Raw genomic sequence first — 22913 nt, 5'->3', positions numbered from 1 at the left:
TGGCAAAGGCAACCAGTATGAGCCACCCAGGGTCTAAATCCCACACTTCGCGAGAGTGGGTTATGGTCTGTGGCTTGGGAAGTCTGGGTAGCCAATGCACCCGCGCCCTCAAGGGCTATGAAATTCTGGTCAGCGCGGTTGATTTGACGGCTCCAGCAACCCCTAACGCTCTGAATTTAGACCTATTGGTCTGTGGCGATTGCCGTCAGGTCAACGTGTTAAGCCAAGCTCGGATCAAAGACTGCCGCGCCATCTTGCTAGTGAGTGACAACGAGCGAGTAAATGTAGAAGCGGCGCTGGCAGCCCGACGCCTAAATCCTGAGGTTCGTTTAGTCGTTCGGGCTTCGCAGCAGAATCTCAGCAAGCTGCTGGGCGACTACCTGGGCAACTTTGTTGCCTTTGAGCCCAGCCGTCTAGCAGCCCCCGCCTTCGCACTGGCCGCACTGAATGCCGATGTGCTGGGCTACTTCGAACTGAAAAGCCAACGGCAGGCGAAGGATGCTCTATCCAGCACTTCAAAAGAGGAGAGGGGCCAACTGCTCCAGGTCATCCAGCGCACAATTACTGCGGATGACTCCTGGTTGGGGCAGAAACTCGATCAAGTCAACACTGGTAGTTATCAGGTGCTGCAGCACCTCTCACCTCAAGCAGCTAAAGGCCCAGGTGCGTTAGCTCAGGCTCAGACAGCTCCACCCCTATTTCATTTATGGCAACCGGAGCAGCGCCTGCAAGTAGGGGATCGGTTGGTACTGCTGACGAGCAAGAACCCAACTGACCAGACTCATCTGCGCTCACTGCTCCAGCAGGACAAGCAGTCACCCTCGATTCAAACTTGGCCAACCTTCGCTGCTGCCTATCGCCAATTGCAGCAAGGATGGAGCAAGTTAGGGCGTACCAGCCGCGTTACCCTGTTCGCTCTGACGTTTTTGCTGGGCTTGATCCTGACTGCTATTTTTGTTTTTCCCCGCAATCCCCAGAATCCAGCCTGGACAGAGACTTTATTTGCGGCTCTAGTCATGGTGATTGGTGGTACTTATGCAGACCTGCCGCCACCCTTCAGTAGCATGGCTCTTGGTTTGCGCCTGTTTAGTGTATTGCTGACCGTTACCGGCACTGTACTGGTGGGGCTGCTCTATGCACAGCTAACCAACTGGTTGCTGACAGCCCGACTAAGGCTGGTGCGGCGACCACCGCTGCCACGCCACGGCCATATTGTGCTGGTGGGATTAGGGCGACTGGGACGGCAGATTGCGGCTTTGCTAGTCGAGCAGCAGCAACCCCTGGTGGGGCTAGAGGTCAAAATGCCCGAAGACCAACTTCTGCCACAATTACCAGTTGTCTATGACAGTGGCACCACTGCTGCAGGGCTACAGCAGGTGGCGATCGAACGAGCCCACAGCTTGCTAGCTGCAACTAGCGACGATTTGATCAATCTGGAGATCTCTCTGCTGGCCCGTTCTCTCAATCCAGGCTGTCGTTTGGTCATTCGCACCTCCGATGCCCGTTTCAGTGAAGACGTTGCTGGTCTACTGCCGTTTGCCCGCATTCTTTGTGTTCCTGTGCTGGCAGCTAAAGCCTTTGCTGCCGCGAGCCTAGGTGAAAATGTACTGGCACTATTTCAACTGGAAGAGCGAACCGTTCTGGTTACCGAATACGAGGTAACAGTTGGCGATAACCTGCATGATCGACTCTTGGCTGAGGTAGCTTACGGTTACTCAGTCGTGCCCGTACTGCACCAGAGCCCAGGTGGCAGCGCGACGCTTTGCCCACGCTATGACAAGGGGCTGCGCTTGCAGGCGGGTGACCGCCTAGTCGTTTTAGCAACCTCTAGTAGCTTGCAAAGTATTGAGCAGGGAACCATGCTGCCGCGCCAATGGCATCTCACCTTGGAGCAGATGCGGCCTAATGTTGACGCTTTGGATGTCGTGCAGGTTCTGACTCGGCATCTCGATTGCAATCTCAACCACGCTCAAGCACTGCTGACTCGCCTACCGCGGGTCCTGCCTCAACCGCTTTATGCTCTTCAAGCTTACCGACTCCATACAGCCCTAGAGCGTTGTGGGGTGCGCACTAGTATCCGTGACTGGAAGCTTTGAATCCTAACCTCTAGAACCTCTAGTGAATGTAAGCCTGAAAGCGTTGGGGTAACTCCAGATCCATTGGCAGTTCAGCATCGTAGCCAAACTTACTGATTAATGTATCGAGGTCGGTCAAGGGCAGATTCTGGCTTCGATGCGTGGGGGAGCGACACTGGAGCCAAAGACTGTAGCCCCGAGGGGTATGAACCAGAACTGCCAGCTCTTCTCGCTCTAACACTTCCCGACAGGCGCGCACGGCAGCGCTCATTTGGTTACTTGGAAAACAGCCAGCATAGCGGTAGAGCTGGCTTCGGTAACATAAGCCTAGTTGCTCAGCCTTGCCTGTATGAATGCGGCAAGGCTCTACAGCAGAACGTTCCAGAATCAACACAGAGAACACCTACGACAGGTTGACCCAACAAAGGGGGTTGTTATTTTGGGTTTACGCTTCTGAACTCGCCTCTGAAGAAGCAGTCCTTGAAGCTTTAAGCCGGTCTAGACACCCTTGCCTAAACAGGTTGACCCCTTCCACTAACCAGTGCTGGTCACCCAAACGGCATTAATCGAGCGCAGACCCACTTACATGGGTCCTGAAAGTAAATGGGCTCTGAAAGTGCGTCGAGGCCAGTACCCAAGAGGGCTAGCAGCGACTGACACTATCACTAATCCAGCTCATACTCTCGCCAGCAAGAGCTAAATTTACCTCCCCTTAGAGGGATTTAAAGACCATTGCCGTGAGCACGAGGGCTAGTTTGGTCCACTTTCACCCGACTAACTTCTGGACTGCCCGAGGTAGGAGATTGGAAGGTTGAGGTTTGCCCAGCTGGCCGTTGGACCTCAGGCAATTGGGGTTGAGCCATTGCAAGGGCCTGTAGGTTGCGCTCCATGACCAAGCGGGGTTGTTCCCCGATAGCAGAGGCCAGCTCTTGATTGGCAGCGTCTAGAAAGACGAAATGAGGAATGCCATCAACCTGATAACGGCTAACTTCAGGTAACCACTTGGAGTTGTCAACATTGAGCATCACAAAATTGATCTGCTCTGCGTAGCGCTGTCGCAAATCCGCCATCATTGGGGCCATTGCCTGACAACTGGTACACCAATCTGCGTAGAACTCCACCAGGGTGGGCAGTGGATTGGTTTGTGCGACCTCAATGGGTACACCGGTTTCCGCCATCGTGTTGAGTGAGGTGCGACTGCCCTGCAACCGGACTCCCCAGAACAGGCTGGCACTTAGCACCACAACAGCTAGAGCAACCAGAAAGTTTCGTAGCCAACGGCCAGTCGTTGCTGAGTCTGTCGAGACAGTTGGGTCAGAGGAAGGGCCGGACATAGGGGGCAATTAGCAGGCACTCTGCTCCAGAGACGTCAGTTTCTAAGTGTAGCGAGGCCCTTGTTAAATTTTTCTGACTTTCTAAATAGAACCTTGGTCTGACGCATATGATTCGGATGCTTATCGTAGCCTTCGCTACAAAACCCTCAAGGCTTTATCTACAGGAGGACTCAGCCATCTGTAGTAGGGTTTTTAGCTTTGAGGGTGATAAGCTAAGCAGGTAAGCATAGCCCAGATAAAACAATGAGAAAGCTCATAGCGAACAAAATTTCACCTCAAGCCCAAGCGCAAGCCCAGGCTAGTCACCGTGTCAGCATGATGGCCTCTCTAGAGCGCCGGATGGAAGTTGCCCGCAGCAAAGGCGATACTCAACTGCTGAACCTGCTGGAAGCTGAGAAGCGTCAGCTCAGCTAAATTGGCCGGTCCAATTCCTGTACTTGTGCGTCAGCAATTGCCAATCAAAAATTTATTGAACACTCCCATTACGCTTGCATAAAAAGCCCCAGAATCTCTCTGGGGCTTTTTATGCAAGTTGGGCTTTTAAGTACTAAACCAGTCCAGGAAGGTATCTAGGTCTGTAAAGCTAGCGGCATAGGCTAAGGTAGGGTTCTCATAGCCCTTGAGCCGAACTTCGTGCTGTTTGAAAGGGGCGGCGCTGCCAGCGATCCCAGGCTTCAAACGCCCATAAGCAGTCTCACCCAAGGCAATATCAAGACCGATTTGTTTAGTGGCTGTTTCCAGGCGAAAGGCTGCATTGACCGTGTCGCCGAGCGCGGTGTAATCAGGTCGATCTCCGCTGCCCGTATTGCCAACCATGGCATAGCCGGTATTCACCCCCGCGCCTACGCGTAGAGCAAAGGGCAGAGGGTACTGATGGTTGAGTTCTAGAGTCATGTGGTGGAGCGCCGAGAGCGCCCGAAACACCGGTAGCAACTCATCAGTGCCAACGTCATGGCTACCGTGGATCCAGACCGCCATCACTGCATCGCCGATGTACTTGTCGACCCAACTTCCGTATTCACGGATGATCTCGCCAGCATGGCGGAACCAGGTGCCAATGACCTCCGAGAGCAGTTGCTCATCAAGCTGTCGTGTAAGGCCGGTGTAATCGCGGATGTCGACAACCAGCACAGAAATCAGGCGACGGACGTGCAGTGTCGCTGTCGCTGTGAAATCGTCGGAGTTATCTAGCCCGATCGAAGAGTCTGGGCCATGACTGATATCAGGACAGTAGAACTCCAGCTCTGTCTGTCCGAAGGTCAGCCGGTCGCCGCTGTTTAGGGTGACGGGAATACTAACCCGCCGTCCGTTCACAAACGAGCCATTACGACTGCCCAAATCAATCAGGTAGTACTCGCCGCTTTCCATGCTCTGGAGCATGGCATGGTTACGTGAGATCCAGCGGTCAGACAGGACAAGTGTATTGTCTTCACTGCGACCAATCGTCCAGCAGTTGCTGCCCACTAGGGGAACCTGCCGTTCGCCGGACTCATTACGCAGCAGCAGGTGAGGAGTGGGTTGCGAAATCACCACAGGGTCGAAAAACGAAAGTCAGCCTTCTCTACCTATGATGCATCCTGTCCGAGCGAGGTTGTCTCCGTACAAGCATCTCTAATTCCAAGTTGGACTCAGAAATGGGATGCATGTCTGGCTCTTTCGCCCTGGATCTGTAATGCTATGCGACCTGGTACTGAGACCGATTTAAGCCCAGCAGGCAGCCAGCCAAAACAAACCATCTACTAAAATCGTACTCAAAACTGCACCGCCAAAGGCAGCCCAATGCAACGAGCGTTGTCTTAAAGCAATGACACCAATGCTCAGCAACAGCGTGGCCAAGACCGCAGCCCAAGCTACACCCCAGGGTGTTTGTACCTGCACTAGAGCGCTCCTAAAGATTCCAGCGGCTAGCTCTGGCTCAGAGCGCATCAGTTGCCGCCAATGGGGAATGACCTGCACTAGGTAAAAATAGGCGTCGGTAACAACCGTGCCGACCAATGAGCCTAAGTAGAAGTAATTGCCGACTCGTAGTAGAGGATGGCGAAGTTTCCACAGCGCAAAGGGAACGCCTAGCGCCTCTAGCGGCAGGTGCAGTAGGGGTTCCGAGCGTAACCAGCCCCAGTAAAGTCCTCCCGTCAACCAGGTCAAGGCAAAGCCCAGTAACAAGCTTCCCCAGAGCTGACGGCGGGGTGTCTGACCCTCACCCATTAACTGAATGCTGAGCGCAACCCAAAGTCCACCCACCAGCAGCCCAACCCAGGGCCAAGCCCGTACCAAAGGCGCTTGTACAAAGACCGGTACAGAGACCAGAAAGGCTGCGGCACTGGCCATCGTCCAGACGGGCATGACCTCAGAGGTAGCCGCCTTGAGCAGGGCTCCAGATGTCCCCCAACCTGAATCAGTTGGAAGAGTGGTTGGTCTTCCTGAAGAAGCCAGTTTGGCGGCAGCGATGTCGGAAAGCGAGGTTGCAGAAGCCACGAATGGTGAGACCCGGATTAGAAAACGACAAAAAACTAAGAATTGTAAAAATTATTATTTCTATTAGTTTACAATAACACAGCTTTAGCTATCCCCCCCCAGGGCATATTATTTGACTTTATCATGCCAGTCTTGTGCCAATTAAGTGCCAAAAACTGATCCTGCCGGAGGAGGAGGCAGGCTGGAGTAAGTTGGTAAAGCAAAATTATGGAAAATCTGGATGGTCGCGCTAACCAGTTGCGGATTCTTGCCCTCACTGCTCGTCACTGCATCAGGCTCAGAGTCCATTAATTTTTGGCAAGCGTTGGTCATGGGGTTCGTGCAGGGGCTGACAGAGTTCTTGCCCATCAGCAGCTCGGCCCATCTACGGGTTATTCCAGCAATTCTTGGTTGGCCAGACTTTGGCGCTAGCTTTACGGCGGTCATTCAGCTTGGCAGTTTAGTCGCTGTTTTGATTTACTTCCGCGAGGATCTACGGCGAGTGCTGACCGGCACTGTGGCAGCTCTCCAGAAACAAGAGTTTGAGTCTGAGGAGTTCAAGATTTTTCTGGGCGTGACCATCGGTACCCTGCCCATCCTGTTTGCAGGAGCCGTGATCAAGAAGCTGTTCGGGGAGCCTACCCGCAACCTGATTGTGATTGCCTTAACCTCAATTGGCCTAGCCTTGCTTCTGGGGTTGGCTGAGCGCTATGGCAGGCGTAACCGCACGCTCAAAGACATTCGAGTGCTGGATGGCATTCTGGTGGGCATTGGCCAAGCCGTCGCACTAATCCCAGGCGTTTCACGCTCAGGTTCGACGATTACTACTGCTCTGTTTTTAGGATTAGAGCGGCAGGTTGCTGCTCGCTTCTCATTTTTGCTCGGCATCCCAGCGCTATTTCTGGCTGGCGTTGTCGAGGCTGTAACCGAAGTTAAAGGCTTTTCCAGCCTGCCACCCTTGCTGGTCGGTACCGTTAGTGCTTTTGTTTTCTCCTATCTGTCGATTGATTGGCTACTGAAGTTTTTGCAACGTAGCAGCACGCTGGTATTCATCATTTATCGAATTCTGTTTGGTCTATTTCTGCTGACCTGTATTCAGTTTGGCTGGCTGAGTCCCCTTTAAATAGGACACTTAGCAGGACACTGCACAAGCAGTAGGACAGTGACGCTGCACGAGTTCGAGCGCGTGTTTGGGCTGCACGTAACGATAGCGGCGATCAACTGGAGCCACTGCCACAACAGGACCGCAGCCGCAGTTTCCCATGCAGCCAGTGGGCACGACGTCGACACAAGCTCGCAAATCTAAGTCTTGCAGTATCCGTTGCAATGCATCGTAAACAGCCGGACTGCCATCGCGACGGCAGGTGCGGTTGTGGCAAACATAGAAGGTCGCTTGCAAGCCAGTTGGAGCAGGGGCCTGGGAATTGGAAGCAGAGGGCATAGAAAACGGTGGCATGGGCTACTGCCATCTTATGCATAGGCACCATTTCTCGGCTTGAGGTTCAATGGGGGCTGGTCCCCTGTGTCGGTGCAACTGCTCGTTATGAGACTGATCATTCTGTCGCGCAGTCGCTCGCTCTACAGCACTCGACGCCTAACCGAAGCCGCACGGAGCCGGGGCTACCAGGTCCAAATCATTGATCCATTAGCTTGTTCATTACTGGTTAACGCGCAGGGGGCCAAAGTACTCCACCGTCAGCAGGTACTGCGTCGGCCAAACGCCCTATTAGCTCGCATTGGTGCCTCAATCACTAGCTATGGGCTAACAGTAGTGCGCCAGTTTGAAAGCCAGGGCGTCATTTGTACCAATGGCTCCCTGGGAATTGCGACCGCACGGGACAAGTTTCGGGCGTTGCAATTGCTGAGCCTACATCACTTGCCTCTGCCCACGACGGCCTTCATTCGCGATACCTTAGATCTCAAGGCAGCAATTGAAACGGTGGGCGGTTTGCCGGTGGTTCTCAAGGTGGTGGAGGGCACCCAAGGCGTCGGCGTGATGCTAGCGGACTCGATGCCTATGGCTGCCTCAATTGTCGACACCTTTCTGCGCCAGGGGCAAAATGTGCTGGTTCAGCAGTACGTAGCGGAGTCTAAAGGGCGAGACGTTCGGGCCTTTGTGGTAGGTAATCAGGTGGTGGCCGCCATGTTGCGCCAGGCCAGTGGCAGTGAGTTTCGCTCAAACCTACATCGGGGTGCTCAAGCTCAACCGATCAAATTAGAGAAAAATTACGCAGACGTTGCCCTCAAAGCGGCCCACATTCTATCCCTAGAGGTAGCGGGTGTGGATTTGCTGCTGAGCCACGAGGGACCCAAGGTGCTGGAGGTTAACGCCTCACCAGGACTGGAGGGCATTGAGAAAGCAAGCGGCGTCGATGTTGCGGGTGCCGTTGCGGACTTCGTTGCTGCGCAGCATCCCTTCAATAACTAACCCCTAAAACTCACCTCACTGTAGGCCAGTGCTGACGACACACTGAAGCCACGTTGACAACATCAGAGTGATAAGTAGGCTCTCTAGGATGCTGGCAACTCTGACTTCTGGGACCCGCTATGCTCACACTAACAACAAGACTGCTTCGAGGGCTCTGGTCTGCCGCTGCACTGGCCATCATACTAGCAAGCTGTAGTCAATCGGGAAACCACTGCTTCTAGTGGCATGACAGCCCTTGCGGGGGGTGGTCCTAAGGTGAGGCACGCTAGTAAAGCGCGAACATCAGGCCAACTTCAACTGGCCAGTCCGCCGATTCAGGACTTTTGAAATCGGTAAGGGGAGTCTGCAAGCTGTTGGAGATCCGCTATCGTTAAGGGCACTTCTGCCCTACTACCGCTATGGTTTCTAATCCTTCGATGCTTCCTGCCTTATCTCCTGGCACTTTGCGACGGGTTCACCATGTAGCCTTTAACGTACGCGACCTGAAGGCTTCCCGACACTTCTATGGCCAAATTTTGGGGTTACATGAGTTGCAAGGGGCAGAAGTGCCGATAACCCTAAAAGATTTAGTGGCTGCGGGCAAGGTTGCTAATTTTGTAACGCCTGACGGCACCGTGATTGATTTGTTCTACGAGCCTGATCTAACTCCTCCCGATCCGGACCCGCGTCGCGCCTTTAGCCGCGCTAATCATCTCGCTTTTGATATTGATCCAGCTGAGTTTAACCAGGCTGTTGAGGTTCTCAGGGCTAACGAAGTTCCCCTGGATCATGGTCCAGTTAGCCGTCCTACGGGCCGCGGCATCTACTGCTACGACCCGGATGGCTTCATCATTGAGATTCGGTGTGATCCACAAGCAGCAGACTAATGAGCTAACCCTTGACTAACCCCAGGCTTCTAGCCTGTGTCTGAGACTGTTCTCTGAGGCTGCAAGATCTAGACCTGCGACTAGCTTCTAGAAGCTAGTGCTACTAGAGTTTCCAGGGGAGTTTCCAGGGCTGCTAGGACTGGTAACAAAATCATTGACAACACTGCTGCCACTCGTGGAAGGGCTGCCTGCTCCACTTCTAGCAGGAAATGCTGTATTGGTAGCTCTGCCTGCGTTGGTTCCCCTGGCTGGCTCAATGATCACAATATTGCCGTCTGTTCCCGGCCGCGGAGCGGTAACTTGCCGACGCTGCCCCGGTGCGGTGATCAAGGTACCAGTAGCACCAGAAGCAGCCCCAGGAGGCAAAGTAGCGGGAGTAATCGGTCTAGGAAAGACGCCCGTGTTGCCAGGGATGGCAGTGCCTGGGTTTGCTCCTGTTCCAGCGGCGCCTGTGTTGTTGGTCCCTGCGCCCGTATTTCCCGTGCTAGTAGTGCCAGTAGTACCCGTGCCTACATTGGTGGTGCCTGTATTACCGGTATTGACCCCAGAGGAACCCGTGTTACCTGAATTAACGCCTGTGGGACCGTTATTACCTGTATTAAGACCTGTGTTGATGTCGGTCGTGCCGCTACCCGTCGTGCCCGTACCCGCCGTGCCCGTAGTTTGGCTGCTAGAAGTCCCCGTATTAGGCGTAGCTGTACTACCACTGTTACCAGCGCCACTAGGAACTGTAATCACGGCGCCACCACTGGGGGGGACAACAATTTGCGTTGCACTGGGCTGAGTTGTATTGGGTGATGTGGTAGAGCCTGTGCCGGTGCTGCCGGTCTGAGCAGACGCAGGTAGAGTCAGGGCTAGAACTCCTACACTCAAGCTCAAAGCACTAACTCCAGCTATTCTGGGCAAGTGAAGATGTTTCATAACTAAGCCTGACTTCCGTGGTAAATTCCTGCAGAGTTAGGTGTTCGCTCATCCAATTCAGGATTTGAGAACTGGTCGGTCTCCTTTAAGGATCACTACGTCGTCATCAAATAAGAATCAACCTAAAGAAGTATACACAAAGGGCTAATGGCTGTCATGACTTGAAGCTAGCCGCTTGATAAACCCCTTCGACTGCGAGCAGCTTTCTCTAAGCAGACTTTTGTCAACGGTCATTAGTACCACTAGTAAGGGTCGTCAGACCTGATTCACCCTTCTGCACTTCGCTGCTAGGTCTCTTGAAATTAACAACGAAGTTTGAAGAGAAAGGTTGTTCATCTCCCGGATACTAAAACTGTAATGGTCAATAACGAAATCTGTAGTCCGTCCAGCGTTAAAGCTTCCCGTCACTCTCTCGACAGAGTGGAAGATAACTCCTGCGGTGGAAACCCCAGAGGTTTTATCAGGTTTATTGTTGAGTTGTTCGTTGGTTGATTTAGGAAACTTTTTAAGTCATGAGTATTCTATCCTGGATTGTAGTTGGTCTAATTGCTGGTGCCATTGCCAAGGCCATTTATCCCGGTCATCAGGGCGGCGGTATCCTGGCAACAATGCTGTTGGGCATCGTGGGTGCATTAGTTGGTGGCTTTGTGGGTAGTGCCCTCTTAGGAGTTGCCTTCACTGGCTTCTCAATCCAAGGTTTGTTGATTGCAATTGCGGGTGCTTGTATCGTTCTCTTCCTCTATGGTTTGGCTACCCGAACTGCCTAAGCTAGCTGAGAGTTAGTTTAGTTGTGAACTAGAGTGAGTGGGGCTGGGTAGTGGATCGCTACCCAGCCCCCTTGTTTAGGTTTCAAATCTGAATTGATTTGAAAATTTTGAAGACCAAGTTTCAAAAATTCAATTTTGTCAGCGGTGTAATTGCTCCTAGCTCCTCAGGATTAAGCTGGGGCGCGAAGCCAATCATAGGAAAGTCAACATAGACAGAGGGATATAAATATGGCTGCTAAGGATCATGTGCTTGACCGAATCACTGAAAAAGAGCAGGGTTCCTCAGAAGATCCGCTTGCCTCAAGTTTTCGGTTTTTTACAGCCTTTGGCCTAACTACGTTAATCATTACTGCCATAATGGCTTTTCAACTCACGCGGGCGCTAACGGGTGTTGTGTTTCCAGCAATGAACTCTGTTCTATTCCCAGGAGATGCCGTGCAAGTACCTGCTAACAGCAACCAATCGCGTTCGCAATAGCCTTTCACAGGATGGAGAACTTGCAGAAGCCCTTGCTAGCTAGCAGGGGCTTCTGTGATGCAGAGTGATAGCAAAATCTCAACAGACCATATTTTATATTGGAGTGCAGACAAACTGAGAAACTGATTCTGTCCAGAGTTAAGGAGGTTTAGTTTGAAGACTGTGTGCGTGTTTTGTGGCTCCAACCTAGGGCTAAATCCTGCCTATCAACTCGCCGCTGAGGCTCTGGGTAAGGCTCTGGCACAGCGAGAACTAGGCTTAATTTACGGAGGTGGCAATGTCGGTTTAATAGGTGTAGTTGCCGATTCAGCCTTAGCCACCGGCGGTCAGGTCATCGGTGTAATTCCAGAGTTTCTGGTTGCCAAGGAAATCGCCCACAAAGGACTCACTAAACTGCATGTTGTTGGCTCGATGCATGAACGCAAAGCCTTAATGGCTGATTTAGCCGATGCCTTTATCGCTCTGCCGGGAGGTTACGGCACCCTCGAAGAGTTTTGTGAGATTCTGACCTGGGCTCAGCTAGGGTTGCACCAAAAACCCCAGGGATTACTCAATGTCGAGGGCTATTACGATCCACTGCTCCAACTATTCGACCAGGCAACAACCGAGCAATTTTTGAAACCTGCTCTGCTCACCCTGGTACTCCAGGCAACTGAGCCTGAAATTTTGCTTAACCAACTAGAAAACTACAAACCTCCCAAAGTTGATAAGTGGATTGGTTGTGATGCTAAGCCTTAGCGCACAGACAAGAACTGTCTGGAAAACTTAACAGGGCCTGTCAAGGGCAGACTATCAAGGACTGGCTTCTGTCAAGCCCAACAATCGGTAATCAGGAATGCTATTGAAGAACAGAATTTCCGTCTTACCCCGATCGAGCAAACGGCTGGTGATCGCATTCGAATATTCCAGAGAATAGAGCCGGTTGAGGTCTTTTTCTAAGGTGCCACGGTCAGCTTTACCATTCCGGCTACCCAAGTTGGTAGTGATGATAGTCGGCAAATCTGCAGAGTAACGAAAATTGATCAGCTCATAGACGGCAGCTTTAGCCCAGTCTGTGCGCCCGTGGTACTCCGTACCCAATTCATCAATGACTAACAGTTCAGCATTTGCTGTCAGGGCCATCAGATCAGGTGTTTCCTCCTGAGCGTAGCTGGCTCGCACGCGACCGAAGAAATAGGGCAGATTGATCAAGCCACCCGATCGCCCCGAAGCTAGCCAGGTATTGAGTGCAGCCCGAGCCAAATGAGTCTTACCACAGCCGTTGCTGCCACAGAAAATCAGGGTTCCAAGCGGCTGCTCGATCCAAGCTTGAGTCCGCGATAGGAAATTGCGCTGGGCCGTACAGGCGACCTGAAAGCTCTCAAAGGTCATCGCCGTCAGGTCCTGACTCATCCCCGCATCTTGCAGCATGCGCTCGCTGCGGCGCTTCTTCAACGCTTCTAGAACGCAGGCGCAGCGGTCGTAGGTATTTAGTTCAACACTAACCTTATAAAGCCCTAAACCCTTGCAAGTTGGGCAGTTGGGCTTTGCCAAATCTTCCAGCACAATTGCCCCCTTGGCGTTGTGAGCCCGTCCTTCCTGAGAACTTATCACAAAAAAATAGCCCCCACTGAGGGTGGGGGCTAGGGGAGGGGAATTGGGGAAAGTAGTGCCCCCAACCCTGTTTAGGTGATGTCTAGGCCATCAGACTAGGCAATTGCTGCGATGTGAACATCGTTGTTGTTCAACACTTCCTGCAGCTCTTCAGCATCCACCGTTTCCTTTTCCACTAGCATCTCAGCCAGCTTGTCGAGGATGTGACGGTTCTGCACAAGCACGTCCTTAGCGCGGCGATAAGCCTGATCAACCAAGTTGCGTACTTCATCATCAACAGCAGCCGCAGTCTCTTCAGAGAAGTCACGCTCGGCTGCGATGTCGCGACCCAGGAACATGTTGCCGTTCTGACGACCCAGAGCTACAGGGCCTAAGCGGTCACTCATGCCAAAGCGTGTCACCATTTGTCGGGCCACACGAGCCACCTGTTGCAGGTCATTAGAAGCACCTGTCGTGACTTCTTGTTCGCCGAAGATCACTTCCTCCGCGATGCGACCACCTAGCGCAACGGCCATCTGATTTTGCAAATAGGAGCGGGAGTAAAGCCCGGAATCCATCCGCTCTTCAGAAGGTGTGAACCAGGTCAAACCACCAGCACGGCCACGTGGAATGATGCTGATCTTCTGCACTGGGTCGTAGTCGGGCATCAAGGCACCAACGAGAGCATGACCCGCTTCGTGATAGGCCACAAGCGTCTTGCGTCGTTCGCTCATCACCCGATCTTTCTTCTCAGGACCAGCCAAGACCCGATCGACAGCGTCGTTGATCTCATCCATTGAGATCTCAGTCAGGTTGCGGCGGGCCGCTAGAATTGCCGCTTCATTGAGCAGGTTAGACAAGTCAGCTCCAGTGAAGCCAGGCGTACGACGAGCGATCTTTTCGAGATCCACGTCGCCAGCCAGCGTCTTACCGCGGGCATGGACCTTGAGGATCTCTAGACGACCTGCGTAGTCAGGGCGATCCACAACGACTTGCCGGTCAAAGCGGCCTGGGCGCAGCAGCGCTGCATCCAGCACGTCAGGACGGTTAGTCGCAGCGATGATGATGATCCCCGTGTTGCCCTCAAAGCCATCCATCTCGGTCAAGAGTTGGTTGAGGGTCTGCTCCCGTTCATCGTTGCCACCGCCGAGACCAGCACCGCGTTGACGGCCGACTGCGTCGATTTCATCGATGAACACAATGCAAGGTGCGTTGGACTTGGCTTGCTCAAACAAGTCACGAACGCGGGAGGCACCGACGCCCACAAACATCTCTACAAACTCGGAGCCAGAGATGCTGAAGAAGGGGACACCCGCTTCACCCGCAACGGCACGAGCCAGCAAGGTCTTACCAGTACCTGGAGGGCCCACCAGCAGCACACCCTTAGGGATTTTGGCGCCAACGGCTGTAAAGCGGTCAGCATTTTTGAGGAAGTCAACGACTTCGTTGAGTTCCAGCTTGGCCTGCTCAATGCCTGCCACGTCACCAAATGTGACTTGGGTCTGCGGCTCCATCTGAACGCGAGCTTTGGACTTACCAAAGTTCATGGCCTGGTTGCCTGGGCCTGCCTGGGCACGCCGCAGCAAGAAGAACAAGCCCACCAGCAACAGTACTGGTACTAGCAGCCCACTCAGCGCTCGCAGGACCGTAAAGCCCTCGTCGTTCTGAGGTGCAACCGCAATGTCGACATTGTGCTCATTTAGGAAGCTGAGCAGATTGGGGTCGCTGGGCAGGTACACTTGGACTTTGCTGCCATCTTGGGTGGTCACCTCGGCAACACTCTTGTCCTGGTTCAGGCGCACCCGCTCTACGTTGTTGCGCCGAACTTCTTCAATCAATTTGCTATAGCGCCACTGAGGGACTTGCTGGGGCTGACTATCAAAAAACGCAGTTGCCAGCGCGACCACGACGATCGCTAGCAACGCGTAGAGCCCTGCATTTCTCCACCGCTTGTTCACCGGGTTCCACCCTCCGTTCGAGAATCAGGCTTTTGATCCATCTTAGCTGTGTTAACTAATATTAACGCAAACCGAGTTTCCTTTAAGGAAACGAAGAAATCGTCGTGCCAGTGCCCCTGACCGGGCCAGAAATCAGCTTTGAGCTAGACTCAGAAAGAGGAGACGCCTCGCACAGGCACTGGTAACCCTTATGGACTCACCGCATAGCGGCATTCGATCAGCTTACTCTGCCTACTCCGAGGGCGGTTACCGGAGTCCCCCACCGGACCTACCCTCACTCCTGCTGAAGGAGCGCATTGTTTACCTGGGGATGCCCCTGTTCCCCGATGTTACTCGGCTAATCATCGCTCAACTGCTTTATCTGCAATACGACGATCCTGAGGCCCCGATCAACATCTACATCAATTCCACGGGCATGTCGTATTACGATGGCCGCCTGGTTGGTTTTGAAACAGAGGCGTTCGCAATTGCGGACACCATGCGCTATATCAAGCCTCAGATCAACACCATCTGTATAGGTACGGCGATGGGCATGTCAGCAATGTTGCTGTCTTGCGGTACTAAGGGGCATCGCGCTAGCCTGCCCAACGCCAGCATTGTTCTGCACCAACCGCGCAGCTATGCCCAAGGTCAAGCCACGGATATCCAGATCCGAGCAAAAGAGGTTCTGGAGAACAAAATAGCCATGGTTGAGATTCTGGCGAACACCACGGGGCAGTCGCCGGACAAGATCACTCGCGATATCGACCGGCTCTTTTATATGAACGCCGAAGAAGCCAAGGAATATGGATTGGTGGATCGGGTGCTATCGAGCCGCAAGGATCTGCCCGTTGCTTTACCTGCCACTGCTATTTGAGTTTAAGAGCCACCCCTGAGGAGCAGCCATGCCGATTGGAGTACCGAAGGTCCCGTACAAAATGCCAGGGGACCAGTTTACGCAGTGGATTGACATTTACAACCGGCTCTACCGGGAACGCATCATCTTCTTAGGGCAGGAAATCGACGATGAAATTGCTAATCAGGTGGTTGCGGTGATGCTTTATCTGGATTCTGAAGATCCAGGCAAGGATATCTCGCTTTACATCAACAGCCCAGGTGGTTCTGTCACGGCAGGCATGGCAATTTATGACACCATGCAACTGATTAAGTCAGATGTGACCACCATCTGTGTGGGCTTAGCTGCCTCGATGGGCTCATTCCTGTTGGCTGCTGGGACCAAGGGCAAACGCCTAGCCCTGCCCCACTCTCGCATCATGATTCACCAGCCTTCCGGTGGCACTCGTGGCCAGGCCACTGATATTGAGATCGAGGCTCGGGAAATCATTCGCATTCGTCACCAGCTCAACCAAATCTACGCTGACAAGACCAATAAACCCCTCGAGAAAATCGAGCGCGACATGGACCGCGACTACTTCATGTCGGCCGAGGAAGCGAAGGAATACGGTCTGGTAGACCGGGTCATTGAGGAGCGACCCCAGTAGTGCCCCTAATGGGTTTACGGTGGTAGGCAGTGATCCGCAGGATTACTGCCTACTTTTTTGCTGCGTTTAGAGAGCGTGACCTTGAGCTATGGACCCGTCCTTTGACCTCAGCGAGTTCTACCAGATTCTGGAAGTGGCCCCGACAGCTACAGAGCAGGAGATCAAGCTAGCCTATCGGCAGTTAGCGCGACGCTATCACCCTGACGTCAATCCGGGCGACCCAGGTGCTGAGGCCCACTTCAAACGGGTGGCTCTAGCCTACCGAACCTTGCTGACTGTACTCAAGCCTCTGCCTCCAGTCGTCACGTCAGCTTCTTATTCCCCAACTTCTAGTTCTCCAGATCCTAGTCCGCAACCTCCAACTCCCTCCACGACTGCGCCACCCACTAGTCACGTCCACTTTCAGGAGCAGGCTCCTCAAGATAGCAAACCCTCTTCAGCGCCTCCAGCCACTCTTTCGCCTGAGGATAGCCGCCTTAAGCTACGCATGCTCAACCAGCTCTATAGCTTGATGAAGCAAAACAAGTGGTTGCAGGCAATTGGCTTAGCAGAGGGCTTAGCGGAGCGTTTTCCTAACGATTCTGATATTTACCAGTGGCAAGCGCTGGCCTATCACCGTTGGGCGAGAAGTCTGCTGGATCGTAAGCAGTACGGGCAAGCTCGTGCCTATCTCAAAAAAGCTCTCCGAACAGATCCCCACAATCGCAAGCTCTGGGGAGAGATCGAGCAAGATTTCAAGCGCATGGAGCGTCAGCTAAAGCTGTGAAAGTTACTTTGAAGCTGTTTGCTGCCTATCAAGAAGCACTGGGCAAACCGGAGCAGCTGCTGGAATTGCAGGAAGGAACCTCGGTAGCGGCAGTTTGCGACCAGCTAATTGCCCAGTATCCGGAGCTTGCCCAGTGGCGTCAGTTAACCCGTTTTGGCGTGAATCTTCAGTTTGTTGAGCCAGAAACAGTCCTCCAAGATGGTGACGAGCTGGTATTAATTCCACCGGTAAGCGGCGGTTAGAGAAGGCCCATCTGAGGGTTCGGGTCCCTTCACTAAACCACTGCTCATTCCGCTCCAAATCGTTAAGTCCTAGTTCAGATAAAACTCAACTAGGACTTAACTAGAGCTCAACTAGAAGCTTAACCAGGGCTAGGTTAACGCACTTGTAGGCTAACTTCGGATACTCTCTCTACCAGGTCTACCCTGTCAGTTTTCTCGACTGAGGCAGTAGCATAACGCTCCCGCTCTGAAACCAGAGCCGAGCGTGAGCGAGACCAGACCGTACGGGCTTCAGCGAAGTACAGTTCCAGATCGTCGATCACTTTGTGCCACAGGAAGCGGTTGCGGACTTCCGTACGACCGGCATCAGCGACTTCTGCGGCCAAGTCCGGGTTCTCAATAGCCCAAAGGATTTTGTCCCGCATGGTCTCAACATCGCCAGGTTCGAACTCCAGGCAAGTGAACGGCGCAGTGCCGAGATATTGCAAACCTTCAACCTTGGTCCGCAAGACTAACGCTCCACAGGAGCGAGCTTCGTTGACCACCAGTCCTTGAGGCTCTCGGTCACTAGGAATCACAACAATGTTGGCTGCGTTGATGCAGTACATCAGCTCAACCGGGTTGAGGAAGCCCAGGAAATGAACGCGATCCTGTAGCCCTAACTCTTCGATCCGAGCCCAAACTTCGGCGATGTGAGGACGTAGAGTTACGCCATCTTCCTCGGTGTACAGCCCACCAACCACAAGGTGAGCGTTTTCGGGCAGGTCTGCTAACGCTTCTGGCAGGTGGCGCAGACCTTTGCGGGGATCGTTAATTCTGCCCCAGCTGAAGACGACATAGTGTTCCAAGTCGGCCCCAAAAGCAGGAGCCAGCTTTGGAAACGCTTGCACTAACTTCTGCCGGGAACGAGTGCGATCGCGACGGCAGAAACTTTGAGGATGCACACCCCAGATCACGCAGCGAGTGTGAGCCGAAGGCTGCGAACGCCCGTAAACTCGCTTGACAACTTCGCGCTCCATTGGGCTCAAGCAGATGACTACGTCAGCAGCATTCAGACCAGCTTTCTCAATTGAAAGCCGACGCTGATAGGTTTCTGATGAGAGTTCCTTGCCTGTTTTGCCCTTGAAATAGCCTAGAGAGTGGGTGATCTGTACAGTTGGCACCAGCTGCTCTGCATGAGCCCGGTAGACCATGTACGCGCCACCGACATAATTTCCAATTAGGGTGAACACGCCAGCCAACCGCTCCGATGCCAATTGGGCTCGGATCAGCCCCACCTTAATTAGATAGGAGCGCAAATTTTCCCATAACCGTTCAAAGCCATCAAACAGCTCATCACGGGGGATATATTGCTTGGGTAAACCATCGTCAACTAGGAGCAGCAACAAGTTAGGGTCAGACTTATGTCGAACAGCAACCACTGGCGCTCCCATCGGTTGCTCTTGTCGTTGCACCCCAATGCAAAGCACTCCCGTTAACGAGTACTGCGATAGCAATTCCATCACGTCTATGGTGACGGTTACCTGGCCACCTGCTGCAGGCCCGGTGGGTAAGCCCTCCCAGTTAAAACAAGACGCACCTAACAAGGGGCAGTGAGAATCTGCGAATAGATAGATTTGTGCACCATCTGTAACTGCACTCTCTACCAGAGCACACACTTCTTGCTCAGCAATCTGACCTGAGTGAATTATGGAACTCATCTCTTCTATGCACCTCAATATGTGATTAAGTCATGCGACTAGCTCAACAAAGACCATCAACCTGAAACACAAGCTAATCGTGAAAACCTAACCTATTGAAAGCAAGTAGGCGATCACAAAAATAGGGTTCAATTCCGCTTCACTCGTTTTCACTATGGTGGTTCCAGCCAACTAATCAGGGTTTGACTGGTGAATCGAGGGAAACCGAACAATTGTTTGAAGGCTAGCATGCCTTCTGCAATTAGTCAAAGTCCGTTGAGCACTCCATTAAAAGCGTTTTGATAACAGGCTCATTTAATCCCGAACTTTGACTAGCTGGGGAGTATCTTAAGGAACAGTTCTTTCTGTCCCTGAAACGACTTATGGTGTAACTCATAAGAGCTATTCCATAAGTCTAGTAAGCTATAAAAGTATTAGAAATTTGCCTAGGTCCGAAGCAGTTCAGTGATAACACTGAAAGCTAGATATTTTAGGTCTTCGAGCATCAGCCCCTAAACTAGGGCCTTAAGCAGAAAAGAAGGAATAAAGACTTCATTCTGGTTACTAATAATACAATTTTGGGCTACTGACCGGCTACGGCACAAACCTTGGGATCGGCATCCTCTTTGCGGTGGAGGCTCTACCTTGAGATGCAAGATTCAGCCTGGCCCAAATTTCGTACTGAATTCAGTAGACGTTCCCAAGAGCAAGAAGTTCCCGAGCAATATCTGGACAAAGCTCAGGTTGGGCTTAGCTGGAGCAGCTCCCGACCTGACTGCTGTCTACCCACTTGGTCTCAATTCAAGGGTTGAACTGCTGCATGGACTTGTCAATCACCTCAGAGCCCAAGAACGTGACGCTTACAGACACTCCTTGCTTCGTGGCTGACGCGGACTGAGGCGTTTGCCATAGTAGGGTCATTTGCTGCAAACCTTGAGCATTGGGTGAAGCTGTACTGACCACTAGGCCCTCGCCCCCTAGTATTTGCTTGACCCGCCCGTAACGCATGCCTCGTTGAATTGCCAAATAATTGCGTACAGAAACACCAGCAGATTCTGGCCGGACGCCTTCAATAAAATCACTACTGCCTTGAATCCGATAATTCTTCAGCGGATCGCGCAGCAGAGTGCCAGCCTGCTGAAGTAGCAACACAGCTAGCACTAAGCCTAGAAGCACAGCGGCATCTTCCAAACCCGCCGCAACTGGATTGGCTAGATGACGCGCCTTCTGAATACGACCTTGCTTTTCGAGCCAAAGTCGAAACTTGCCTTTAGAAGGGGTGCTAGCTGGTTGACGGGAAGATTGCGCAGGGGCGGCCTTGGTTGTAGCGATGTTAGGCGCGGCAGTATTTTGCAGCTTGTAGCCAAAGGAATGCTCCCAAGCAAGCTCGCCATTGCGCAGAAACTGAAGGCAGACCTGGGACACTCCCAGCAAATTTAGTCGATGCAGCTGTTGTTCGAGCGTGAGGGCTAAGCTTTGCAGCCGGGCTTGTTTCTCCGGTATGGACGGGTCAGTGAGGGACAGTTTAATTTGCAACTGTTCTTGGCGCTGCTTCACGACTAGACTGCGGGGCTGCACCAGATCTAGAGAGTTCATCAGACTGGCAGTCAGGATCTGTTGCAAGCGGCTTTGGCCTTGAGGGGCCTTGGGATCCAGAGCGAGCGATGCCATAGCGGGTTTTTTGCGCAAAGAAGCAGATGCTGGGTACTGATTGTCACTGATTGTCCGGGCCAATCTGCCTCAGTATGCACACATGCGCCTGCAAGCTATCCTCAATTTCTGTCTGGATTGAGGCTTAGATGGCCTGAGGTTGGCTGGCCTAAGCTGGGCTGAACTGGCCAAATTGAACCGGTGAACCGAGCAGACTGTCTCTGAAGGCAGTAGGCTAGAACTAGCAACAAAAAGTTACACTCTTGGCCTTAGAGCCTATGCAGTACACTTTTCGAACGATTGAGCGGGCCGAGCGAGCGGCCCGATGTCTACCTTTTCGGTTGGACCTCTTTGAAGCCATGCGTCAGCAAGGCGTTCCCCTAAAAGCTGTGGTTGGCGAACAGGGAGTGAGAAAGCGCTACACCAAAACCCCACTGGCAGAACTAGCGGCTGAGGATGATTTGAGCTGGTTGATTCGCGTAGGGGTATTGCGCCGGGAAGTAGACGGGCAAGGAATTACCGATGCCTTTCGTCTGACTCCTTTGGGCCATCGCTTAGTCGAGAAATGGCAGTGTACAGGCAAAATCGAAGCTCCTACGCTGCCACAGCGTCTGTTAGATCTGCTAAACCGATGGCTGAGCTGAGGCTAGCGTTGAGTCCCAATGGCACTAACTTTGGTATTTAACCTTTGATGTTTAAGCCTGGAACTCAGAAGTCATAGCAGAATTAAGCCCTGGCGAGCGCCGAGGGTAACTGCCTCAGTTCGACTGGAGGCATTGAGCTTGTTGAAGATGGAACTGACATGGAATTTGACTGTGTGTTCTGAGATGCTCATACGCCGTGCAATGGTTTTGTTGCCCAAACCTTCGGCTAGCATTTGCAGCACCTCGATCTCGCGAGGCGTTAAGGCCTGCAGGAGAACTGGGTTAGGACGTGGGCTGGGCGGCAGGTCGTTGAGCCACAGCTCAGCCAAGTCCGCTTGCAGGACTACAAGTCCTGCTGCTGCCGCTTCAACCGCTGCCACCAGTTCATTAGCCGTAGTCTCAGGCGCTAACACGGCCCTGACCCCTGAACGGATAGCCTCGGCAGTCCAAGCACCGGAAGGGTCTTCAACCAGGATGACGATGGCCAGAGCACCGCTAGCAGATAGATCCAGGTTGCTTAGAGCAGACAAGGCTTGATCATCCGGAGCCTCTAGCTCCCACACCACAACATCAGGCTGAAGGTTAGCAATGGTTTGGGCCAGAGTGGTTGCACCAGTGGCACTGTCTACAACCGTGACTGGTGTAGAGGTCGAACTCATGCTCAGCACAGCTGCCAACCCTGCTCTCACCACCACCGAATCAGCCGCAACCAGAACGCGGGTCACACCGCTGCCTCCGTGGCCACATGACTTACCGAATGAGCTGGATGAATGGTATGGGTTCGGGTTTGACCAGCGCGAGCCAGTTCAACTCGTAGAGATGTATCTAAGCTCGTTGACCGCAAGATCTTGACTAGATCGTTAGGGCTGCTGAAGCGCCGCCCCTCCACACCGAGCAGTACATCCCCAATTAGCAGATCTGCGGCAGCGGTAGCACTACCAGGACTAATCGCTAAGATCAACAATCCCCAACTGGCTTTGCGGCCCGAACTTACCTGCACAGGCAGTGCCTGGATGCCCAAGGTCAGCCGATTTCCACTGCGTAATTCACTTAAGAACTGCTCTACTACGGTGCTAGGGACAGCTAGAGCTAGGCCGTCAGCAATCATTGTGTTTACACCGATGACTGCCCCTTGGGCATTGGCCAAGGGGCCACCAGAGTTGCCAGGGGCCAGACGGATATCTGCTTGAACCCAGGCAGATCGGCTTAGGTCAGGTTTGGCTTGGACCACTCCTAAGGCGATGGCACCCTTCAGACCCAAGGGATTGCCCACAGCCAGCACCAAATCGCCGACTCGGAGTGCGTCTACCTGGCCAATTGTTGCCACTGGTAAATCTGCCGCTGCGATTTGCAGGGCTGCAAGGTCTAAGTGAGAATCTTGGGCGGTGACTTTAGCGGTAAAGCTTCGCCCATCCCAAAGTTGAACCGTGGTTTGAACACCCCGAATGACATGGGCATTGGTGATGACTAAGCCATCGCTTCGCCAGATGATCCCAGAGCCACCACTGCCTTCGTTCCCCACTCGTACTGTGACTCGACGCAATTGCTCAGCTGCTAGGCCCAATGCTTGGGTTAGGTGAGCCTGAACGGTTGTAAGTTCCAGTTGTGTATGAGTCATGG

Annotated in this window: 25 protein-coding genes; 13 read left to right on the top strand and 12 right to left on the bottom strand. The window is 53.0% G+C overall.

Annotation, left to right across the window (positions count from 1 at the left end; all coding sequences use genetic code 11):
- Positions 1-17 precede the first annotated feature (17 nt).
- Entirely contained in the window at positions 18-2096 is a 2079-nt protein-coding gene (locus H6F94_RS03280; protein ID WP_190800812.1) for an NAD-binding protein, read from the top strand.
- Positions 2097-2115: 19 nt separating this feature from the next.
- Here the strand turns inward: H6F94_RS03280 and H6F94_RS03275 are convergent, their stop codons facing one another.
- Entirely contained in the window at positions 2116-2469 is a 354-nt protein-coding gene (locus H6F94_RS03275) for a hypothetical protein (protein WP_190800811.1), read from the bottom strand.
- A gap of 328 nt (positions 2470-2797) precedes the next feature.
- On the bottom strand, positions 2798-3409 hold the full coding sequence (locus H6F94_RS03270; RefSeq protein WP_190800810.1) for a thioredoxin domain-containing protein: 612 nt from the start codon (positions 3407-3409) through the stop codon (positions 2798-2800).
- A 243-nt stretch (positions 3410-3652) separates the two neighbouring features.
- On the opposite strand from H6F94_RS03270, the gene pirA reads away from it, so the two are divergent.
- The gene (gene pirA / locus H6F94_RS03265; RefSeq protein ID WP_190800809.1) at positions 3653-3823 is read left to right on the top strand and encodes an arginine synthesis PII-interacting regulator PirA; all 171 of its coding nucleotides are present in this window, start codon (positions 3653-3655) and stop codon (positions 3821-3823) included.
- A 126-nt stretch (positions 3824-3949) separates the two neighbouring features.
- Here the strand turns inward: pirA and H6F94_RS03260 are convergent, their stop codons facing one another.
- Positions 3950-4942, bottom strand: a complete 993-nt coding sequence (locus tag H6F94_RS03260) for an adenylate/guanylate cyclase domain-containing protein (protein ID WP_190800808.1) — start codon at positions 4940-4942, stop codon at positions 3950-3952.
- 168 nt (positions 4943-5110) lie between these two features.
- Positions 5111-5884 (bottom strand): DUF3120 domain-containing protein, encoded by a 774-nt coding sequence (locus H6F94_RS03255; protein ID WP_199320169.1) that lies wholly within the window; start codon positions 5882-5884, stop codon positions 5111-5113.
- A gap of 220 nt (positions 5885-6104) precedes the next feature.
- Here H6F94_RS03255 and H6F94_RS03250 point away from each other — a divergent pair, with 220 nt between their 5' ends.
- Positions 6105-6986, top strand: coding sequence for an undecaprenyl-diphosphate phosphatase (locus tag H6F94_RS03250; RefSeq protein ID WP_190800807.1), 882 nt, complete (start codon positions 6105-6107; stop codon positions 6984-6986).
- A 9-nt stretch (positions 6987-6995) separates the two neighbouring features.
- On the opposite strand, the gene H6F94_RS03245 is transcribed toward H6F94_RS03250, so the two are convergent.
- Positions 6996-7304, bottom strand: coding sequence for a (2Fe-2S) ferredoxin domain-containing protein (locus H6F94_RS03245; RefSeq protein WP_190800806.1), 309 nt, complete (start codon positions 7302-7304; stop codon positions 6996-6998).
- Positions 7305-7406: 102 nt separating this feature from the next.
- On the opposite strand from H6F94_RS03245, the gene H6F94_RS03240 reads away from it, so the two are divergent.
- Positions 7407-8291 (top strand): RimK family alpha-L-glutamate ligase, encoded by an 885-nt coding sequence (locus tag H6F94_RS03240; protein WP_190800805.1) that lies wholly within the window; start codon positions 7407-7409, stop codon positions 8289-8291.
- Between the two features lie 398 nt (positions 8292-8689).
- On the top strand, positions 8690-9157 hold the full coding sequence (locus H6F94_RS03235; protein WP_190800804.1) for a VOC family protein: 468 nt from the start codon (positions 8690-8692) through the stop codon (positions 9155-9157).
- 87 nt (positions 9158-9244) lie between these two features.
- On the opposite strand, the gene H6F94_RS03230 is transcribed toward H6F94_RS03235, so the two are convergent.
- Complete coding sequence (locus H6F94_RS03230; protein WP_190800803.1) at positions 9245-10078, bottom strand: hypothetical protein; 834 nt, start codon at positions 10076-10078, stop codon at positions 9245-9247.
- Positions 10079-10590: 512 nt separating this feature from the next.
- Here H6F94_RS03230 and H6F94_RS03225 point away from each other — a divergent pair.
- The 3 genes from H6F94_RS03225 to H6F94_RS03215 all read left to right on the top strand — a co-directional run bounded on the left by H6F94_RS03225 (position 10591) and on the right by H6F94_RS03215 (position 12060).
- Entirely contained in the window at positions 10591-10845 is a 255-nt protein-coding gene (locus H6F94_RS03225) for a GlsB/YeaQ/YmgE family stress response membrane protein (RefSeq protein ID WP_190800802.1), read from the top strand.
- 228 nt (positions 10846-11073) lie between these two features.
- The gene (locus tag H6F94_RS03220) at positions 11074-11322 is read left to right on the top strand and encodes a hypothetical protein (protein WP_190800801.1); all 249 of its coding nucleotides are present in this window, start codon (positions 11074-11076) and stop codon (positions 11320-11322) included.
- A 162-nt stretch (positions 11323-11484) separates the two neighbouring features.
- Positions 11485-12060 (top strand): LOG family protein, encoded by a 576-nt coding sequence (locus H6F94_RS03215; protein ID WP_313949215.1) that lies wholly within the window; start codon positions 11485-11487, stop codon positions 12058-12060.
- 54 nt (positions 12061-12114) lie between these two features.
- On the opposite strand, the gene H6F94_RS03210 is transcribed toward H6F94_RS03215, so the two are convergent.
- Positions 12115-12915 carry an ATP-binding protein gene (locus tag H6F94_RS03210; RefSeq protein WP_190800799.1) on the bottom strand — a complete coding sequence of 267 codons (801 nt, stop codon included), beginning with the start codon at positions 12913-12915 and terminating at the stop codon, positions 12115-12117.
- 95 nt (positions 12916-13010) lie between these two features.
- Positions 13011-14852 (bottom strand): ATP-dependent zinc metalloprotease FtsH3, encoded by a 1842-nt coding sequence (ftsH3, locus tag H6F94_RS03205; RefSeq protein WP_190800798.1) that lies wholly within the window; start codon positions 14850-14852, stop codon positions 13011-13013.
- A gap of 190 nt (positions 14853-15042) precedes the next feature.
- Here ftsH3 and H6F94_RS03200 point away from each other — a divergent pair, with 190 nt between their 5' ends.
- The 4 genes from H6F94_RS03200 (at position 15043) to H6F94_RS03185 (ending at position 17341) form a co-directional block, all read left to right on the top strand.
- Complete coding sequence (locus H6F94_RS03200) at positions 15043-15708, top strand: ATP-dependent Clp protease proteolytic subunit (RefSeq protein ID WP_190800797.1); 666 nt, start codon at positions 15043-15045, stop codon at positions 15706-15708.
- Positions 15709-15736: 28 nt separating this feature from the next.
- Positions 15737-16333 carry an ATP-dependent Clp protease proteolytic subunit gene (locus H6F94_RS03195; RefSeq protein WP_190800796.1) on the top strand — a complete coding sequence of 199 codons (597 nt, stop codon included), beginning with the start codon at positions 15737-15739 and terminating at the stop codon, positions 16331-16333.
- A gap of 88 nt (positions 16334-16421) precedes the next feature.
- Entirely contained in the window at positions 16422-17099 is a 678-nt protein-coding gene (locus H6F94_RS03190) for a J domain-containing protein (RefSeq protein WP_190800795.1), read from the top strand.
- Positions 17096-17341: a MoaD/ThiS family protein gene (locus H6F94_RS03185; RefSeq protein ID WP_313949210.1), complete on the top strand. Its 246-nt coding sequence runs from the start codon at positions 17096-17098 to the stop codon at positions 17339-17341. Before H6F94_RS03190 ends, H6F94_RS03185 begins: the two co-directional genes overlap by 4 nt.
- Positions 17342-17475: 134 nt before the next feature.
- On the opposite strand, the gene H6F94_RS03180 is transcribed toward H6F94_RS03185, so the two are convergent.
- Positions 17476-19020 carry a glycosyltransferase family 4 protein gene (locus H6F94_RS03180; protein ID WP_190800794.1) on the bottom strand — a complete coding sequence of 515 codons (1545 nt, stop codon included), beginning with the start codon at positions 19018-19020 and terminating at the stop codon, positions 17476-17478.
- A 780-nt stretch (positions 19021-19800) separates the two neighbouring features.
- Entirely contained in the window at positions 19801-20670 is an 870-nt protein-coding gene (locus H6F94_RS03175; protein ID WP_190800793.1) for a hypothetical protein, read from the bottom strand.
- A gap of 257 nt (positions 20671-20927) precedes the next feature.
- Here H6F94_RS03175 and H6F94_RS03170 point away from each other — a divergent pair, with 257 nt between their 5' ends.
- Positions 20928-21293 (top strand): Npun_F0494 family protein, encoded by a 366-nt coding sequence (locus tag H6F94_RS03170; RefSeq protein ID WP_190800792.1) that lies wholly within the window; start codon positions 20928-20930, stop codon positions 21291-21293.
- A 71-nt stretch (positions 21294-21364) separates the two neighbouring features.
- Here H6F94_RS03170 and H6F94_RS32800 read toward each other — a convergent pair whose 3' ends face one another.
- Both H6F94_RS32800 and H6F94_RS03160 read right to left on the bottom strand, forming a co-directional pair.
- Positions 21365-22018: a response regulator transcription factor gene (locus H6F94_RS32800; RefSeq protein ID WP_199320168.1), complete on the bottom strand. Its 654-nt coding sequence runs from the start codon at positions 22016-22018 to the stop codon at positions 21365-21367.
- Positions 22015-22911 (bottom strand): S1C family serine protease, encoded by an 897-nt coding sequence (locus tag H6F94_RS03160; RefSeq protein WP_190800791.1) that lies wholly within the window; start codon positions 22909-22911, stop codon positions 22015-22017. Before H6F94_RS03160 ends, H6F94_RS32800 begins: the two co-directional genes overlap by 4 nt.
- Positions 22912-22913: the final 2 nt, after the last annotated feature.

This window comes from Leptolyngbya sp. FACHB-261 (assembly GCF_014696065.1).
GTDB lineage: Bacteria > Cyanobacteriota > Cyanobacteriia > FACHB-261 > FACHB-261 > FACHB-261.
This window is presented reverse-complemented; position numbering and strand designations above follow the sequence as displayed.

Bases quoted from the DNA above. Each gene is read 5' to 3' on its own strand.
- H6F94_RS03280 (WP_190800812.1), top strand. From the start codon at position 18: ATGAGCCACCCAGGGTCTAAATCCCACACTTCGCGAGAGTGGGTTATG.
- H6F94_RS03270 (WP_190800810.1), bottom strand. From the start codon at position 3,409: ATGTCCGGCCCTTCCTCTGACCCAACTGTCTCGACAGACTCAGCAACG.
- pirA (WP_190800809.1), top strand. From the start codon at position 3,653: ATGAGAAAGCTCATAGCGAACAAAATTTCACCTCAAGCCCAAGCGCAA.
- H6F94_RS03250 (WP_190800807.1), top strand. From the start codon at position 6,105: ATGGTCGCGCTAACCAGTTGCGGATTCTTGCCCTCACTGCTCGTCACT.
- H6F94_RS03245 (WP_190800806.1), bottom strand. From the start codon at position 7,304: ATGCCCTCTGCTTCCAATTCCCAGGCCCCTGCTCCAACTGGCTTGCAA.
- H6F94_RS03240 (WP_190800805.1), top strand. From the start codon at position 7,407: ATGAGACTGATCATTCTGTCGCGCAGTCGCTCGCTCTACAGCACTCGA.
- H6F94_RS03235 (WP_190800804.1), top strand. From the start codon at position 8,690: ATGGTTTCTAATCCTTCGATGCTTCCTGCCTTATCTCCTGGCACTTTG.
- H6F94_RS03230 (WP_190800803.1), bottom strand. From the start codon at position 10,078: ATGAAACATCTTCACTTGCCCAGAATAGCTGGAGTTAGTGCTTTGAGC.
- H6F94_RS03225 (WP_190800802.1), top strand. From the start codon at position 10,591: ATGAGTATTCTATCCTGGATTGTAGTTGGTCTAATTGCTGGTGCCATT.
- H6F94_RS03220 (WP_190800801.1), top strand. From the start codon at position 11,074: ATGGCTGCTAAGGATCATGTGCTTGACCGAATCACTGAAAAAGAGCAG.
- H6F94_RS03200 (WP_190800797.1), top strand. From the start codon at position 15,043: ATGGACTCACCGCATAGCGGCATTCGATCAGCTTACTCTGCCTACTCC.
- H6F94_RS03195 (WP_190800796.1), top strand. From the start codon at position 15,737: ATGCCGATTGGAGTACCGAAGGTCCCGTACAAAATGCCAGGGGACCAG.
- H6F94_RS03190 (WP_190800795.1), top strand. From the start codon at position 16,422: ATGGACCCGTCCTTTGACCTCAGCGAGTTCTACCAGATTCTGGAAGTG.
- H6F94_RS03180 (WP_190800794.1), bottom strand. From the start codon at position 19,020: ATGAGTTCCATAATTCACTCAGGTCAGATTGCTGAGCAAGAAGTGTGT.
- H6F94_RS03175 (WP_190800793.1), bottom strand. From the start codon at position 20,670: ATGGCATCGCTCGCTCTGGATCCCAAGGCCCCTCAAGGCCAAAGCCGC.
- H6F94_RS03170 (WP_190800792.1), top strand. From the start codon at position 20,928: ATGCAGTACACTTTTCGAACGATTGAGCGGGCCGAGCGAGCGGCCCGA.
- H6F94_RS03160 (WP_190800791.1), bottom strand. From the start codon at position 22,911: ATGACTCATACACAACTGGAACTTACAACCGTTCAGGCTCACCTAACC.